The 16,826-nt window shown below is 44.3% G+C and carries 11 protein-coding genes and 1 tRNA gene; 8 read left to right on the top strand and 4 right to left on the bottom strand.

Going from position 1 to position 16,826, the window contains the following annotated elements:
• Window positions 1–53: 53 nt before the first annotated feature.
• From AB4209_RS03295 to AB4209_RS03320, 6 genes are all read left to right on the top strand, one after another.
• Complete coding sequence (locus AB4209_RS03295; RefSeq protein WP_102321198.1) at window positions 54–1,109, top strand: MJ1255/VC2487 family glycosyltransferase; 1,056 nt, start codon at window positions 54–56, stop codon at window positions 1,107–1,109.
• A gap of 346 nt (window positions 1,110–1,455) precedes the next feature.
• Complete coding sequence (leuO, locus tag AB4209_RS03300; RefSeq protein ID WP_017061397.1) at window positions 1,456–2,415, top strand: transcriptional regulator LeuO; 960 nt, start codon at window positions 1,456–1,458, stop codon at window positions 2,413–2,415.
• A 201-nt stretch (window positions 2,416–2,616) separates the two neighbouring features.
• Window positions 2,617–4,425, top strand: coding sequence for a long-chain fatty acid--CoA ligase (locus tag AB4209_RS03305; RefSeq protein WP_372054837.1), 1,809 nt, complete (start codon window positions 2,617–2,619; stop codon window positions 4,423–4,425).
• Window positions 4,426–4,885: 460 nt separating this feature from the next.
• Entirely contained in the window at window positions 4,886–6,643 is a 1,758-nt protein-coding gene (locus AB4209_RS03310; RefSeq protein ID WP_017062926.1) for an acetolactate synthase 3 large subunit, read from the top strand.
• A 1-nt stretch (window position 6,644) separates the two neighbouring features.
• Window positions 6,645–7,139 (top strand): acetolactate synthase small subunit, encoded by a 495-nt coding sequence (gene ilvN / locus AB4209_RS03315; protein ID WP_008219984.1) that lies wholly within the window; start codon window positions 6,645–6,647, stop codon window positions 7,137–7,139.
• Window positions 7,140–7,252: 113 nt separating this feature from the next.
• Entirely contained in the window at window positions 7,253–9,136 is a 1,884-nt protein-coding gene (locus AB4209_RS03320; RefSeq protein WP_017068819.1) for a diguanylate cyclase, read from the top strand.
• A gap of 581 nt (window positions 9,137–9,717) precedes the next feature.
• Here AB4209_RS03320 and AB4209_RS03325 read toward each other — a convergent pair.
• The gene (locus AB4209_RS03325) at window positions 9,718–10,389 is read right to left on the bottom strand and encodes a GntR family transcriptional regulator (protein ID WP_136982221.1); all 672 of its coding nucleotides are present in this window, start codon (window positions 10,387–10,389) and stop codon (window positions 9,718–9,720) included.
• Window positions 10,390–10,564: 175 nt separating this feature from the next.
• Window positions 10,565–11,977 carry a pyruvate kinase PykF gene (gene pykF / locus AB4209_RS03330; RefSeq protein WP_136982222.1) on the bottom strand — a complete coding sequence of 471 codons (1,413 nt, stop codon included), beginning with the start codon at window positions 11,975–11,977 and terminating at the stop codon, window positions 10,565–10,567.
• Window positions 11,978–12,406: 429 nt separating this feature from the next.
• Between pykF and AB4209_RS03335 the strand changes: the two genes are divergently transcribed.
• Together AB4209_RS03335 and glmS are read left to right on the top strand one after the other, a co-directional pair.
• Window positions 12,407–13,177 (top strand): DeoR/GlpR family DNA-binding transcription regulator, encoded by a 771-nt coding sequence (locus AB4209_RS03335; protein ID WP_017061404.1) that lies wholly within the window; start codon window positions 12,407–12,409, stop codon window positions 13,175–13,177.
• Window positions 13,178–13,284: 107 nt separating this feature from the next.
• Window positions 13,285–15,117, top strand: coding sequence for a glutamine--fructose-6-phosphate transaminase (isomerizing) (gene glmS / locus AB4209_RS03340; RefSeq protein ID WP_017061405.1), 1,833 nt, complete (start codon window positions 13,285–13,287; stop codon window positions 15,115–15,117).
• 102 nt (window positions 15,118–15,219) lie between these two features.
• Here glmS and AB4209_RS03345 read toward each other — a convergent pair whose 3' ends face one another.
• On the bottom strand, window positions 15,220–16,488 hold the full coding sequence (locus AB4209_RS03345) for an O-acetylhomoserine aminocarboxypropyltransferase/cysteine synthase family protein (protein ID WP_372054840.1): 1,269 nt from the start codon (window positions 16,486–16,488) through the stop codon (window positions 15,220–15,222).
• Between the two features lie 204 nt (window positions 16,489–16,692).
• Window positions 16,693–16,768, bottom strand: a tRNA-Ile gene (locus tag AB4209_RS03350).
• Between the last annotated feature and the right edge of the window lie 58 nt (window positions 16,769–16,826).

The following is a 16,826-nucleotide window of genomic DNA, read 5'->3' on the forward strand; positions in this document are numbered from 1 at the left end:
TATTTTGTTGGCAACCACTGCCGAGCTTAAGTGGTAAATTTAAAGGAACATGCATGAAAATTTTATATGGCGTACAAGGCACAGGAAATGGGCACATCGCTCGAGCGAGAGCAATGGCCGTCGCTTTTCGTCAGCAAAATATTGATGTCGATTTTCTGTTCTCTGGGCGAGATGAGAGCAAATACTTTTCGATGGAAGCGTTTGGCAACTATCAGACCCGCAGCGGCTTAACTTTTTACAGCGAGCAGGGGCAGGTTAAATACGGCAAAACATTCATGAAGAACAACATCTGGCGATTTCTCCGTGAGATTAACCAGATCGATCTTACGCCTTATGACTTAGTGATTAATGATTTTGAGCCTGTCACTGCATGGGCGGCTAAGAGACAAGGTGTGCCATGCATTGGGATAAGCCACCAGAATGCGTTTCGTTATGATGTACCCAAAGAAGGGGGCAACTGGATTGAACATTCAGTGATTCAACATTTCGCCCCAACCGAGCACTCTATTGGCTTGCACTGGTATCACTTTGAACAGCCGATTTTGCCGCCTATCGTTCACACGCTGGTTGGTGAGCAACAAATAAAAACAACACAAGACTTTACGTTGGTCTATTTGCCATTTGAGGACCTTGAGTCGATCTCAGAGCTGCTGATGAAGTTCATTTCGCAAAACTTTGTCTGTTACCACCCGGATGTGATTGAGCATAGCCGAGTTGAAAATATTGAGTTCAAACCACTGAGTCATGCGGGCTTTCAATTCGACCTCAATCAGTGCTCTGGTGTGGTCGCAAATGGCGGCTTTGAATTGCCATCTGAAGCCCTAACTTTGGGGAAGAAATTGCTTCTCAAACCACTCGAAGGACAGTTCGAACAACAGAGCAATGTGGCGACGCTAGAGGCCCTTGGGTTAGCTCAAACCATGACGTTTTTAGATGCGGCTATCTTGCGCGCTTGGCTCAGTGAAAAACAGGCCGAAGTGGTCACCTATCCAGACGTGGCAAGTGCACTCGTTGAGTGGGTATTAGCAGGGAATTGGTCTAATCAAGATGATTTAAGAAAGCAACTTTGGGACAAGGTCGACTTTCCAAGTTATGCATCGCTCACCTAACTCATAAGTGCTATTTCTGAATTGACCGGCTGAACAATTCACGAGTTCAATAAATTGTAACAAATGTAACCAAACGATAGAACAGCTAAATAAGTCGAAATTAAACTCATAAGTGACGCATTTTATGTTTTTTTATAACTCTATAAATAATTGATTTTTAGATGTTGTTTAATCATTAAGGTAAAATAAAATTATTCTTTATCAATCTTGTTGGTAGCTCGAGATGCATTGGTTAATAGTAATGTCAATCCGAAAAACATCGGTCTGATAAATATAAGAATTAGTGGTTATCTATTCTCATACCATTACCAATTTAACGCTGTCGAACCGACAAGAGGCAACTTGAATGTTAGATAAGAAAGACGCAATGAGTGCTATTGCAAGCTACAGAATGGAAAGCACACTTCGTGGAGTCGACTTAAATCTTTTGACTGTATTTGATGCAGTTATGCAAGAGCAAAACATTACACGTGCAGCTCACAATCTGGGTATGTCTCAGCCTGCTGTAAGTAACGCTGTTGCTCGTCTAAAAGTGATGTTTAACGACGAACTATTCATGCGTCAAGGTCGTGGTATTCAACCGACTCAACGTGCTCGTCAGTTGTTTGGTCCAATCCGCCAAGCGCTACAGTTAGTACGCAACGAACTACCAAGTTCTGTGTTCTCTCCAGAGTCGTCTTCTCGCCTGTTCAAACTAGCGATTTGCAGCCCTTGTGATATGCGTTTTGCTCCTAAGATTATGTCGACAATCAACGAGCAAGCACCTAGCGTGAAACTGCACATGGATGCTGAATTCGATCGTCAACTTTCTGAGCGTATGCGCTACCAAGAAATCGACTTCGTTATTGATTACGCTCGTTTTGATGAGCAAGGCTTCTCAAGCACTGAAATCTTCCAAGACGAATTAGTTGTGGTTGCTTCTGCTTCTCACCCACGTATCAACGGTGAAGTTTCTGCGGCAGAGCTGCTTAACGAAAAGCACGCAAAACTGTCTCGCATCCATGGTCAACGTAGCTTCTCTGAGCAAGCTTACCGTGACCTAGATTGCACGCCTTTCTACGAAGGTACGAGCTTAAGCAACGTTCTTTACGTTGTAGGTCAGTCTGAACTAGTAACGATTGCTCCTCGTTGGATGGTAGAACATGCAGCAAACAAAGAGCAGCTTCAGATTCTAGATTTCCCATTTGATAATGCGGCAATTTCAGGCTTCCTAAGCTGGCACGAATCAAGTGAAAAGGACAAAGGACACATTTGGTTACGAGATCAGTTAATGATGATCTGTGGCGAAGTAGTGGCACTTAACTAGACACTAATCCCTATGTTTTATAAGCCCTAAGCTAGGAGTCTGGCTTGGGGCTTTTTTGTACCTGCTATTTTTGTTGATAGAAAACTTAGCGTGAGACGTACTATTACTTATAACTTTGAGCTTCATCAGTTGCCTTTTCCATGATCAGAGGTACACTTGTGCGCTCAAAAAAGCTTACAGGTGTAAGCCAAAGGTAAAGAGATGGCCAATTTAGATTTTCATATCGTAAAAAGACTTCGTGACCAAATTGCCCAAGGCGGCAACCGTACAGCTTTGAAGCACAAAGTAGACAATGTATGGCAAGGTATTAGCTGGGAGCAGTTTGGACAACAAATCGATACGCTTTCATTAGCACTATTGGCTCAGGGACTGAGAGTTCAAGATAAGATCGGTATCTATTCAAATAATATGCCTCAATGGACCGTGGCAGATTTTGCATCTTTACAAGCTCGTCTTGTGACTGTGCCGATTTATCCAACCAACACAGCAGCACAGTCGTCTTACATCATCCAAAATGCGGATGTGAAGATCTTATTCGTTGGTGAGCAAGTTCAATTTGACGCGGCGGTGAGCCTATTCGAAGAGTGTGAACAGCTAGAAGTGGTTGTCGCGATGTCTGATGATATCGATCTTCAAGGCCATAGCTTTGCGGTATCTTGGGCTGATTTCATGGCGCGCGGCGTTGAAGCACAACAAGCTGAACTTGACGTGCGTCTTGCTGATGCAAGCATGGGCGACCTGCTGACTCTTATCTATACCTCTGGTACCACAGGTCAGCCAAAAGGCGTAATGCTTGATTACACCAACATTGGCTACCAGTTAGAAGGCCACGATGAGCGCCTTAGCCTGAGCAAAGACGATGTCTCATTGTGTTTCTTACCTCTATCACACGTATTTGAGCGTGCTTGGACGTTCTACGTTCTTTATAAAGGCGCAACCAACTGCTACCTGCAAGATACGATGCAAGTGCGTGATGCGCTAAGTGATGTGAAACCTACCGTAATGTGTGCGGTTCCACGCTTCTACGAGAAGATCTTCTCTGCGATTCACGAGAAGGTATCTAAAGCACCATTTATTCGTAAAGTGCTATTTACTTGGGCGGTGAACATGGGAGCAAAGCTTTCAGTTTGTCACCAAGAAGGTCGTACTCCATCGTTGATGCTGAAGAAGAGCCATGCGCTAGCTGATAAGCTTGTGCTATCTAAACTGCGCGCTCTACTCGGCGGTAACATCAACTTCATGCCTTGTGGTGGAGCTAAGTTAGATGAAACCATCGGTCGCTTCTTCCATGCTATCGGTATCAACGTAAAACTTGGCTACGGCATGACAGAAACCACAGCAACGGTGTCTTGCTGGGATGACCGCTGCTTTAACCCTGATTCTATCGGTATGTCGATGCCGGGCGCAGAAGTAAAAATTGGTGCTAAGGACGAGATTCTTGTTCGCGGTCCAATGGTGATGCGTGGCTACTACAAGATGCCAGAAGAGACAGCTAAGACATTCGATGAGCACGGTTTCTTGAAAACCGGTGATGCGGGTCATTTTGATGAAAATGGTAACCTGTTCATTACTGATCGTATCAAAGAGCTGATGAAAACTTCTGGTGGTAAGTATATTGCCCCGCAAGTGGTTGAAGGTGCGATTGGTAAAGATCACTTTATCGAACAGATTGCTGTTATCGCTGATACACGCAAATTCGTTTCTGCGCTGATTGTTCCTTGTTATGACTCGCTAGAAGAGTACGCCAAAGAGCTTAATATCAAGTATCACGATCGCGTTGAACTTGTTAAGCACCACCAAATCGTCGAGATGCTAGAAAAGCGTGTGAATGACCTACAGCAAGAACTGGCTAAGTTTGAGCAAGTGAAGAAATTCAAACTGCTACCAAAAGCATTTTCTATGGATGATGGTGAACTGACACCAACTCAAAAATTGCGTCGTAAAGTTATCAACGATAAGTATCAAGACGAAATCGAAGAAATGTACAACGAAAAGCCTAAAGATAAGTAGTTTTCTGCTTAGATAAATTTTCAGTTGTTTAAAAATCCCCCTACGAATGTGATTGCATTTTTAGGGGGATTTTTTGTATCTAATGACACAGCACAATGTGCGAAAGCGCACACCAGCAAGCTCGTGGTTTATCGATAAATAGCGATCTATTAAAATATTAAGTGCTTTTTTTTGTTCGCTAACTAGTGTTTAAACCTAGCGTGGGGGGCTGGGTTGGGTTTTATTTAATGCTTTGAGCTAATAGTTGGTTTTTTGGCACAGTTGCCGAATAACAGGTGTTAGACCAGATGATAATAAAGCGTTAAAGTTGTTTCGTATTACTGTTTGTTGTTATCACGACAGACAGCCATAGCCGAAAAAGTGGAAGTATTTCGAATTAGGCTACGAATAAGCCCTAGACTATGAAAAACCAGCCCAACATGTTCACCAAATATGATTGGAAACTGGTGAGGAGAGCAATATGACAACAAAACCTGAAACAGCCATGTCATCCGGCGCTGAAATGTTATCCGGCGCTGAGATGGTGGTGCAGTCTCTAATTGAAGAGGGTGTAGAACAAATCTTTGGTTACCCAGGTGGTTCTGTACTTGATATCTACGATGCGTTGCATGCTAAAACTGCTGAAATTAAACACGTATTAGTGCGACACGAACAAGCCGCTACCCACATGGCAGATGGCTATACTCGTTCTACCGGTAAACCGGGTGTAGTACTTGTGTGTTCTGGTCCAGGTGCGACCAATACCGTTACTGGTATTGCAACCGCCTACATGGACTCAATCCCAATGATTGTTATTTCTGGTAACGTACCAAATAACCTCATTGGTAATGACGCCTTCCAAGAGTGTGACATCGTGGGTGTATCACGCCCGATCGTTAAACACAGCTTCTTAGTTAAGAAAGCGGAAGATATCCCTGAAGTCGTTAAAAAAGCATTCTATATTTCAACGACAGGGCGTCCCGGTCCTGTGGTTATTGATCTGCCGAAAGATATCTTAAACCCACAAATCAAGCTTCCTTATGAATACCCAGAAACGCTCAAAATGCGTTCGTATAACCCAACGGTTACGGGTCATAAAGGTCAGATCAAAAAGGCGCTAAAAGCCCTTCTTGAAGCGAAGAAGCCGGTACTTTATGTCGGTGGTGGTGCGGTTATTTCTGAGGCAGATAAGCCGCTGTTAAAATTAGCAGAGGCACTGAATTTACCTGTGGTAAGCACCCTAATGGGGCTTGGCGCTTTCCCTGGCACCCATAAGAACTCTTTGGGTATGTTAGGCATGCATGGTTTATATGAAGCCAATATGGCGATGCACAATGCGGATTTGATCTTTGGTATTGGCGTACGTTTCGATGATCGAACGACTAATAACCTAGATAAGTACTGCCCTGATGCGAAGATCATGCACATTGATATCGACCCATCTTCGATCTCTAAGAACGTAAAAGTGGATCTACCGATTGTAGGTTCTGCTGAAAAGGTTCTAGAGAGCATGGTGAACTTGCTCGTTGAGCAAGGCGGCACTAACGATGCAGAAGCGATTGAAAGCTGGTGGAGTGAAATCAAGCAGTGGCAAGAGCGTGACTGCCTAGCTTACGAGAAATCGTCTGAGCGCATCAAACCACAGCAAGTAATTGAAACACTGCATAAAGTAACCAATGGCGATGCCTATGTTGCTTCTGACGTAGGTCAACACCAAATGTTTGCTGCTTTATACTACCCGTTTAACAAGCCACGTCGTTGGATTAACTCTGGTGGTCTAGGCACGATGGGCTTTGGCCTGCCTGCTGGTATGGGCGTTAAGTTTGCTAAGCCAGATGAAGAGGTGGTTGTGGTAACCGGTGACGGCAGCATTCAAATGAATATCCAAGAGCTGTCGACTGCGCTGCAATACAATATCCCGGTTAAGATTATTAACCTTAACAACCGTTTCCTAGGCATGGTAAAACAGTGGCAAGACATTGTTTATCAAGGCCGTTACTCTAACTCATATATGGACTCTGTTCCTGATTTTGCTGCTATCGCTGAGGCTTATGGCCACGTTGGTATGCGCATTTCATCTCCGGATGAATTGGAATCAGGTTTGGAAAAAGCACTGGCGATGAAAGACCGTTTGGTATTTGTCGATATTAGTGTGGATGACACCGAGCACGTATACCCAATGCAGATCAAAGGCGAGGGTATGGATAACATGTGGCTAAGCAAAACGGAGAGAACATAATATGAGACACATTATTTCACTACTAATGGAAAACCAACCTGGTGCGCTTTCTCGAGTGGTTGGCTTGTTTTCTCAGCGTGGCTACAACATCGAGTCTTTGAACGTATCTCCAACCGATGATCCGACGCTGTCTCGTTTGAACGTCACTACTAACTCGAGCGAAATGCAGCTTGAGCAGATTCAGAAACAACTGCATAAGCTAATCGACGTACTTAAAGTACAAGAAGTGTCTGAACTTGAACACATTGAACGTGAGCTGTTGATGGTAAAAGTACGTGCGAGCGGCTTTGCTCGTGCGGAAGTGAAGCGCACAGCGGATATCTTCCGTGGTCAGATCGTTGATGTTACGGCTTCTCAATATACGGTTCAAATGGCGGGTACTAGCGAGAAACTGGATGCCTTCATTCAGGCGCTGTCTGAAGTGACGGAAGTGCTTGAAGTAGCTCGAAGTGGTGTTGTTGGCATCGCACGAGGCGAACGTGCGTTGAAAGCCTAGACGATAAGTCTTTAAAAAATAACTTTAAAGCCGCTTTTTTAAGCGGCTTTTATTTTGTTAATTTTTTAGAGTGCTATAATCCCGCGCTGCACTTCCATTCATCTGAGTTAGCAATGCGAAATAAAAAATCAATAATTACATTGCTGATTATCTCTATCATATTGTCTTCTGCAGTATGTCTGTATTATTTGCAGCGCTACAAAGAAGTAAAACAGCAGAGCTTTGACTACTCAGCTAAGCAAGCCGTTCATCAGTTAGTGTATGCCAAGCGAGATTATGATCTTCTCAAGACTCAGTTAGTCTCGGTCATGGAGCTACTCAGTCATAGCCAGAGCTTGGTTAACTTTGCTTCCTCTCCCTCAGACCAAACCAAACATCTACTTGAAGAGGTCTGGCAATCTGTTCTCGTGAACCAGAAGTGGTATACACAAATCCATCTGTTAGATGTCACTGGCAAAGAATTGGTGCGTGTTAACTATTCCTCTGATACCGGTAGAGTGACGTTTCCTCAACAGCTGCAAGATAGGTCGGATTCTAACTACTTCCAATACGCTCAAAAACTAGAAGCCGAACAGATTGGCGGTTGGGGTATTGAGCTTGAAACTGAGCATGGTGAAGTCACCTTCCCTTATTCGCCGGTAATCCGTGTCTTTACCCCAGTAGAAACCCCTGACGAAAGAGTAGGCTACCTCGTCATCAATCTTGATGTATGGGGCTTATCGTCGCGTCTGAGCTTTTCACCAGATAACGATCTTAGAGCAGAAGTTCTCAATGACGCGGGTTACTTCATCGCGAGTAACAACAGCGGTAAGTTGTTCGGAGACTCTATTCCTGAAAGAAAAGGCTATAACCTGAAAAATATCGCGCCGAAGACGTGGGATGCGATCTCCAATGATCAGGTGGGATACGTTTTTGAAGATGGTAATTTGTTTGCCTTTAACACGGTTATGCTCGCGAACAGTCAAAAGGTCCATTTACTGATTCAACTTAATCAAAAGCAACTGATGGATCGGGCTGAGCGTGATCTAGATGATTTGGCCCATGAAGAGATCATTGTTCTGATTACGGTGCTGATATTCGCTTTCCCGTTTGCTTACCTGGTGACGCACTGCCGACGCCGAAGCCTAGAGAGTAAATTGGCACGCGCCGCATTGAATGGTATGTCGGCAGTGATGATCTCTGACAAGCAGCACCGCACAATGATGATCAACAACGAATTTGAGAACATGACTGGGTACTGCAAAAAACAGGTGATCGGTCAAAATGCATTGCAGTTGCTGCTTGAGAATACCGACCAAGTGCTCTCAAGTTCGGCTATTTGGAGTCATTTAGAGCAAGAAGAAGTATGGGAAGGGGAGGTTCAGTGTAAGAACAAGCTGCGTATTCCTTTTACTGCGATCATGCGAGTGCATGCGGTCAAAAACAATTCAGGCAAAGTCAGTTACTACATCACCTCGTTGGTTGATATTTCCGTAAGGAAGGAGCTTGAGGTACGTTTGAGGATCTTAAGTGAACGTGACTCTTTGAGTAATCTCTGGAACCGACGAAAATTCGAAGAGCAGCTGGCCTACTATTCTCGCTTAGTTGAGCGTTACCCGATCGAAGCGACCACCTGCTTAGCCTTGGTGGACATCGATAACTTCAAGCGAATCAATGATGAGCTTGGCCACGACGAAGGTGACCGTGTGATCGCTGGTGTTGCTAAACTTCTGCAAGATAGCCTTCGTGGGACGGACTTTGTTGCACGTGTCGGAGGAGAAGAGTTTGCACTGTTGATGCCACACACGTCTCTGCCAGAAGCAAAGCGCGTATTGGATCGCTTGCGAATAGAGATTGAACTGGCAGCCGGAACTAAGGTAACGGTGAGTGTTGGCTTTACTGATTTAACAAGTAACAGTACTCGCTCATACAAGTGTGCCGATGTTGCGCTTTACGAATCTAAATCGTCTGGTCGTAATACGGTCTCTATGTGTCCTAGCTACGATGATGTCGCTTAGGTTCGCTTCTATCTAATCCTTTCTTCTCTTTGCTTCACCTCTTCAAGCTGGCCCCGACTCACTTTATCTCTCCCCCTTTTTATAGGAATCTCACTTTTGAGCGACCTATGTCACAAAATCTATACAGTTAGACTAAAGTCTAATGCTGGTGGAAATTTGAGCTAAAATGAACAATAAGTAAACTACCTTGCTTCAGATTACATCGTGCTTAACGGTGTAATAAATAGAGTGTTTACCAGATGTAAAAGGATGACACCGTTAACTTAATTCAGCTGGTTAGCTAGCCTTATCAATAACTTGAAAGGCAGCAGTAGAATTAGGTTAGCTGGAGCAAGAGTTTGGGGATCATACAGTCTGGTTAAAAGAGGCGTGGTATGTTTGTCGATTTTTTAGTTAGGTTAACCATAGGCACATTAGCCATTCTTGGCTTTCAACTTAGTGCATTGTATTTTTTACCTATGGTTGTGCTGCTCAATACTCATCACAAAGAGTTTTTTGGGTGGTAGTTCAGTCGTGGTACTGGAAACAAAAAAACGGAGCCGCTGGGCTCCGTTTTTATTTGGTTAGAATCTATCTTGGCATCATGCCGCTTCGATAACTTCTTCAATTCGTTTCATTGAACCTAGCAGGTGTTGATCAAGCAGTTCAGTCGCTTGTTCTACATTCTTAGAGAGTACTAGTTTCATGATCATTTCGTGCTCATCAATATTGAACAGATCATCAGATGCGCTTTCTGCAGACATAGCGAGGAAGCGGTAACGTTTCACTTGGTTAATTAGGTCATCAAAGAACTTAAACATGTTCTCTGAATCTGCACCTTCAAGCAGTGCGACATGGAATTGCTGGTGGCGCTCTTCCCATTCTACACAGTCAAACTCTTCAGATACGTACTGTACTCGCGATAGTTTATGGTAAGACGTTAGTACATCCAGTTCCCAGCTCTCATCACCTGCTGCAATCGCTTTTTTAAGCAGAACCGATGATACAACACGAAGGCTTTCGTATAGGTCATTCAGTTCTTTCTTTGATACAGGAGATACCCAGCAGCCTTTTTGTGGCTCTAGTTTGACGTATTTACTCCAAGACAATTGCACTAGGGCTTCACGAATTGGAGATGCACCAACGTTGTATCTATTTTTTAGATCAGCAACAACGAGCTTTTGACCTGGGGTTAATTCACCGTTGAGAATATCTTGGCGAATCATCTTTGATACTTTGTCAGTGAGAGTAGGACTAGACATTACAAACCTCATGTATATTTGATTTCTAGTCTGCTAATCCATCTCTTGGAAAGAGCCATTGGATATTAACAGTACGTAGTTCTATCTTGTTTGATAATATAGCGTACTGAAAAGTTAGGCAAGATTTGTTTCATAAAAAAAGAGGGCCGAAGCCCTCTTTTATATTTTTATGCGAATCGGTTCATTCTTATAGAACGTGAACAGATGCCGTGTTTGTAGTACCAGAAGCTACTAGAGCGCCAGAAACCATTACTACGATATCGCCTTTGTTACCTAGGCCAGATTGTAGAGCGATTTCTTTACCGTTGATGTAGAACGTGTCTGTGTTCTCGATAGAATCAACAAGAACTGGTTTAACACCTTTAGTAAGAACTAGCTGTGCAGCTGTCTTTTCGTTAGTTGTTAGAGCAAGGATGTTTGCTGTTGGGAAGTACTTACGTACTGAACGTGCAGACTTACCGCCTTCAGTTGCAACAACGATTAGAGGAGCAGCTAGCTTCTCTGCTGTATCTACAGCGCCTTTACATACTGCTTCAGTGATGCGTAGACGTGGGCTGTCTAGACGAGAACCTAGCTCAGCTTTAAGAGCTGAATCAGTGCGGTTCGCGATTTGAGCCATGATAGTAACAGCTTCAACTGGGTACTTACCTTTAGCAGTTTCACCAGAAAGCATTACTGCATCAGTACCATCCATGATTGCGTTCGCAACGTCACCCGCTTCAGCACGAGTTGGACGTGGGTTGCTGATCATAGAGTCAAGCATTTGAGTTGCAGTGATAACCATCTTACGTGCACGGTTACACTTCTCGATCATCATCTTCTGAGCGAAGATTACTTCTTCAGCTGGGATTTCAACACCTAGGTCACCACGAGCAACCATGATGCCGTCAGAAGCTTCAAGGATTGAATCGAAGTTATCTACACCTTCTTGGTTTTCAATCTTAGAAATGATGTGGATGTTCTCGCCGCCGTTAGCGTTTAGAAGCTCACGGATTTCTTTAACGTCTTCTTCTTTACGGATGAAAGAAGCAGCAACGAAATCTACGCCTTGCTCACAACCAAACTTAAGGTCAGCTTTGTCTTTCTCAGAAAGAGCAGGAAGTTGAACAGAAACGCCAGGAAGGTTAACACCTTTGTTTTCGCCTAGAGCACCGTTGTTAAGAACTTTACACTTAACTTCAGTTTCTGTTGTTGCGATAACTTCCATTTCGATTAGGCCGTCATCAACAAGGATAGTGTTACCTGCTGTTAGGTCTTTAGCGAAACCTAGGTAAGTTACTGCTACTACGTCTTTGTTACCAACAACTGTTGCGTCAGTTGTGAAAGTGAACTCTTGACCAGCTACTAGATCTACGTCGTTACCATCTTCAAGTTTGATAGTACGGATTTCTGGACCTTTAGTATCTAGAAGGATAGCAAGTTGCTCACCTTTGTTTTCCATTACTTTACGGAAGTTCGCGATACGAGTGCCGTGCTCTGCGAAATCACCGTGAGAGAAGTTAAGACGCATAACGTTCATGCCAGCATCTACTAGTTCAGTTAGCTTCTCTACAGATTCAGTTTTAGGGCCAATCGTACATACGATTTTGGTCTTTTTCATGGAAGGTACTCTCCGGTAAGTATTGTTACAATTTGAAATTTATTTAAGTTCTGAAGATTGGTCCGCTACATCAACATTTTGTGCCTGTTGTGTAAAAGCGCGGGACTTCCAATATGTCCTTCAGAGTTGTAAGTCTTTCATCAATTTTAGTCATTTTATGACTAAAAGATTTTGATTCAATATCGGTTTTCTGTGACTTACCCCACTATATAGGGGGTAAGTTGCAAAAAAATAACAGTCAGTTTTGTAATTTTTTTTCTTTTCGGGTGCGGATTCTACCACCTAATGAGTTCAATATCACTGCTTAACAATTGTCTTAGGACAAGGTTTTATCGCTATTTATTAATTTTTTGGATCAAAATAAATGGACTAAATAGTTTCGTTGTAACTATAATATGTTTCATATCGAAACTTAATGGCCTTTTTTAAATGTCGAAACGAAACACCCAGCTCAGAAGACATGCAATTTCTAACCTAGTGAATGAAAAAGGGGAGGTTAGTGTTGATGAATTATCCGCTAAGTTCGAAACCTCAGAAGTCACTATTAGAAAGGACTTGGCGTCTTTAGAGAAAAACGGTCAGCTTTTACGCCGTTATGGTGGTGCGATTTCGTTACCGAAAGAGGTTGTCAACGAAGAACTGGGTCAACAAGTTTCGACTCGAAAGATTTCATTGGCAAAAGCCGCTGCAGATTTAATTCGCGACCATAACCGCATCGTGATCGATAGTGGCAGTACGACCGGTGCTCTAATTCAGCAGCTTAATGCTAAGCGTGGCTTGGTTGTTATGACCAACTCATTGCACGTTGCTAATGCGCTTAATGAGCTTGAAAGCGAGCCGACGTTATTAATGACTGGCGGCACTTGGGATACCCATTCGGACTCTTTCCAAGGCAAAGTTGCAGAGTCGGTACTTCGTGCTTACGATTTTGACCAACTATTTATTGGGGCTGATGGTATCGACCTCGATAGAGGCACAACCACGTTTAACGAACTGGTTGGCCTGAGCAAAGTAATGGCTGAAGTGTCACGAGAAGTGATCGTGATGGTTGAGTCGGAAAAGGTGGGACGAAAGATCCCGAACTTAGAGCTGGCATGGGAACACATTGACATCTTAATTACCGATACAGACTTAGGCGAAGAATCCAAAGCAAGTATCGAATCACATGATGTTCGAGTGATCCTGACCGATCCAGCGTAAAAACAAATTTAAGTATTATGCATTTACCTTCCTATGATTGATCTTAATGAAGATTTGGCCTTTGCTTGCTGCCAATAGGAATAAAACAAAATTGATGGAGTGAAACTATGTGTGGAATTGTTGGTGCAGTAGCACAGCGTGATGTAGCTGAAATTTTAGTAGAAGGCCTTCGTCGTCTAGAATACCGTGGCTACGATTCAGCTGGTGTCGCTGTAGTCGATACTGAATCTAACCTAACTCGTGTACGCCGCCTAGGTAAAGTACAAGAGCTAGCTGACGCAGTAGAAGAGCAACAAGTGATTGGTGGTACAGGTATCGCTCATACACGTTGGGCGACACACGGTGAGCCGTCTGAAGCGAACGCACACCCACACATGTCTGGTGATATTGCCGTTGTACACAATGGCATTATCGAAAACCACGAAGCACTGCGCGCTATGCTGCAAGAGCGTGGTTACGTATTTACTTCACAAACGGATACAGAAGTTATTGCTCACTTAGTTGAGTGGGAACTTCGCACTTCAGCTTCTTTGGTTGAAGCGCTACAGAAAACAGCAAAACAATTAGACGGTGCGTACGGCACGGTTGCGGTTGATCGTAAAGATCCTAGCCGTATCGTTGTAGCTCGTTCTGGTAGCCCGATCGTTATCGGTTTTGGTGTCGGCGAGAACTTCCTTGCTTCTGATCAACTGGCGCTACTGAGCGTAACTCGTCGCTTCATGTACCTAGAAGAAGGTGATGTTGCAGAGGTAACTCGTCGTGATGTTACGGTATTTGATGTAGCGGGTGAGCGTGTTGAGCGTGAAATCGTTGAGTCAAACGCTGAACACGACGCAGGTGACAAAGGTCAATACCGCCACTTCATGCAGAAAGAGATCTTCGAGCAGCCAACAGCGCTGATCAATACAATGGAAGGCCGTATCTCTGACACTTCGGTTATCACTAACGCGATCGGCGTTAAAGCTGAAGAGATCCTAAGCAAGGTTGAACACGTGCAGATCATCGCATGTGGTACGTCTTACAACTCAGGCATGGCAGCGCGTTACTGGTTTGAATCTCTAGCTGGCGTAAGCTGTGACGTAGAGATTGCTTCTGAATTCCGTTACCGTGATTTCGTTGTTCGTCCGAACAGCCTATTGGTGACTCTGTCTCAATCTGGTGAAACGGCGGATACGCTTGCTGCACTTCGTCTTGCAAAAGAGAAGGGTTATATGTCTGCAATGACTATCTGTAACGTTGCGGGTTCTTCACTGGTTCGTGAATCTGATTTTGCCTTCATGACTCGCGCAGGAACAGAGATCGGTGTTGCTTCTACTAAAGCTTTCACAACTCAACTAGCAGCGATGCTGATGATGGTAACGTCAATTGGTCGTCTACAAGGTCGTATCAATGAAGAAAAAGAAGCGGAAATCGTTCAAGCACTTCACCAACTGCCTGCTGATATCGAGAAAGCATTAGCGTTCGATAAAGAAATTGAAGCACTGGCACCTGATTTTGCTGATAAGCATCACACACTGTTCTTGGGTCGTGGTGAGTTCTACCCAATCGCGATGGAAGCGTCTCTTAAACTGAAAGAGATCTCTTACATCCACGCAGAAGCATACGCAGCTGGTGAGCTTAAGCACGGTCCTTTGGCTCTTATCGATGCAGATATGCCTGTAGTCGTTATTGCACCAAGCAACGACTTGCTAGAGAAGCTGAAATCGAACGTTGAAGAAGTGCGTGCTCGTGGCGGTCTACTTTACGTATTCGCTGATGAAGATGCGGGCTTTGAAAGCGATGAGAACATGAAGATCATCAAGATGCCTCACGTAAGTGAAGTAACAGCGCCTATCTACTACACAGTACCGATGCAGCTGCTGTCTTACCATGTCGCACTAATAAAAGGTACCGACGTTGACCAACCTCGTAACCTAGCGAAAGCGGTAACAGTTGAGTAATCGACAGCTTACCTAAGATATAGATAATAAGAAGCCCATCCTGTGATGGGCTTTTTTATGTCTGTTAGTTAACGATCAGTGTTAGAGCTAGCTGTAGCGTCATTAAGCGCTCAGTGCTTGCTCTAGGTCAGCCAAGATATCGTCAATGTGCTCGATACCTACTGATAGGCGAATCATCTCCGGTGATACACCGGCTTGTTTCTGTTCAGCTTCGCTTAGTTGACGGTGTGTCGTCGAAGCTGGGTGACAAGCGAGAGATTTCGCATCGCCAATGTTAACTAAGCGCTTGAAGATTTGCAGTGCATCATAGAAGCGAACACCGGCTTCATAACCGTCTTTTAAACCAAAAGATAGAATAGCCGATGGCTTACCCTGCATGTATTTTTCAGCAAGCGGGTAGAATTCTGAGCTAGGCAGACCAGCGTAGCTTACCCAACTGACTTTTTCGTGTTGGCTGAGGTATTCTGCCACTTTCAAGGCATTCTCTGTGTGTCGCTCCATACGTAACGACAATGTCTCCAAGCCTTGCATCAACATGAAAGCATTCATTGGCGACAGTGCTGCACCTGTATTACGTAGGGGAACCGTTCTAGCTCGACCAATAAACGCAGCCTCACCAAATGCCTCGGTATAAACCACGCCATGATAAGAAGGCTCTGGCTGATTAAAAACAGGGAAGCGCTCTTTGTGCTGTGCCCATGGGAATTTTCCTGAATCGACAATCACGCCACCTAACGTTGTACCGTGACCACCCACGTATTTGGTTAGTGAGTGCACCACGATGTCAGCACCAAAATCGATAGGTTTACACAGCACAGGCGTCGCGACTGTGTTATCAACAATCACAGGCACTCCTTGTGCGTGGGCAAGTTCTGCAACACGTTCTAAGTCGATGATATTACCAGCAGGGTTACCAATACTTTCACAGTAAACCGCCTTGGTTTTTTCGTCAATCAGTGCCGCTAAGCTTTCTGGTTTATCGTCTTTAGCAAAACGAACTTCGATCCCTTGGTTTGGCAGCATATGAGCAAATAGGGTGTAAGTACCACCGTAAAGCTGAGGTGTTGAAACAATGTTGTCACCGATTTGCGCCAACGTCTGAATCGCATAGTTGATCGCAGCACTGCCCGCACTTACCACTAAGCCTGCGATACCTCCTTCTAAGGCGGCCATGCGTTTTTCTAACACATCATTGGTTGGGTTCATTATGCGAGTGTAGATATTGCCTGGCACCGCAAGGTTGAAGAGGTCGGCGCCGTGTTGTGCGTCATCGAATTCGTACGCGACGGTTTGGTAGATTGGAGTGGCAACCGATTTGGTTGTTGGATCAGTGTCGTAACCGAAGTGAATCGAGAGTGTTTCGTCTTTCATGAGTCTTCCCTGAACTATTGAGCGATTTATGTACTCTCATATTGCCGATTTTTTTATAAAAGAAAAGTATGTTTAGTCACAGAGAGGCAATTGGAATTGTGTGCGGGACGATTCGTTTTTGGTTCGGAAGTGCAGGGTGTGATTGGTACTGAATTAGAAAAGCAAAAAGCCAGAGCAGCGTGAACTGTTCTGGCTTTTCTAATTTGGTGGCCCCTCCCAGATTTGAACTGGGGACCGAACGATTATGAGTCGTGCGCTCTAACCACTGAGCTAAGGGGCCGTAGGGCATAGATTATAGGGGAAGCATTCAGTGGTGTCTAGACACTATAAGGGGCAAT

The organism is Vibrio sp. 10N.286.48.C11 (assembly GCF_041469805.1).
GTDB classification, from domain to species: Bacteria; Pseudomonadota; Gammaproteobacteria; order Enterobacterales; family Vibrionaceae; genus Vibrio; species Vibrio crassostreae_C.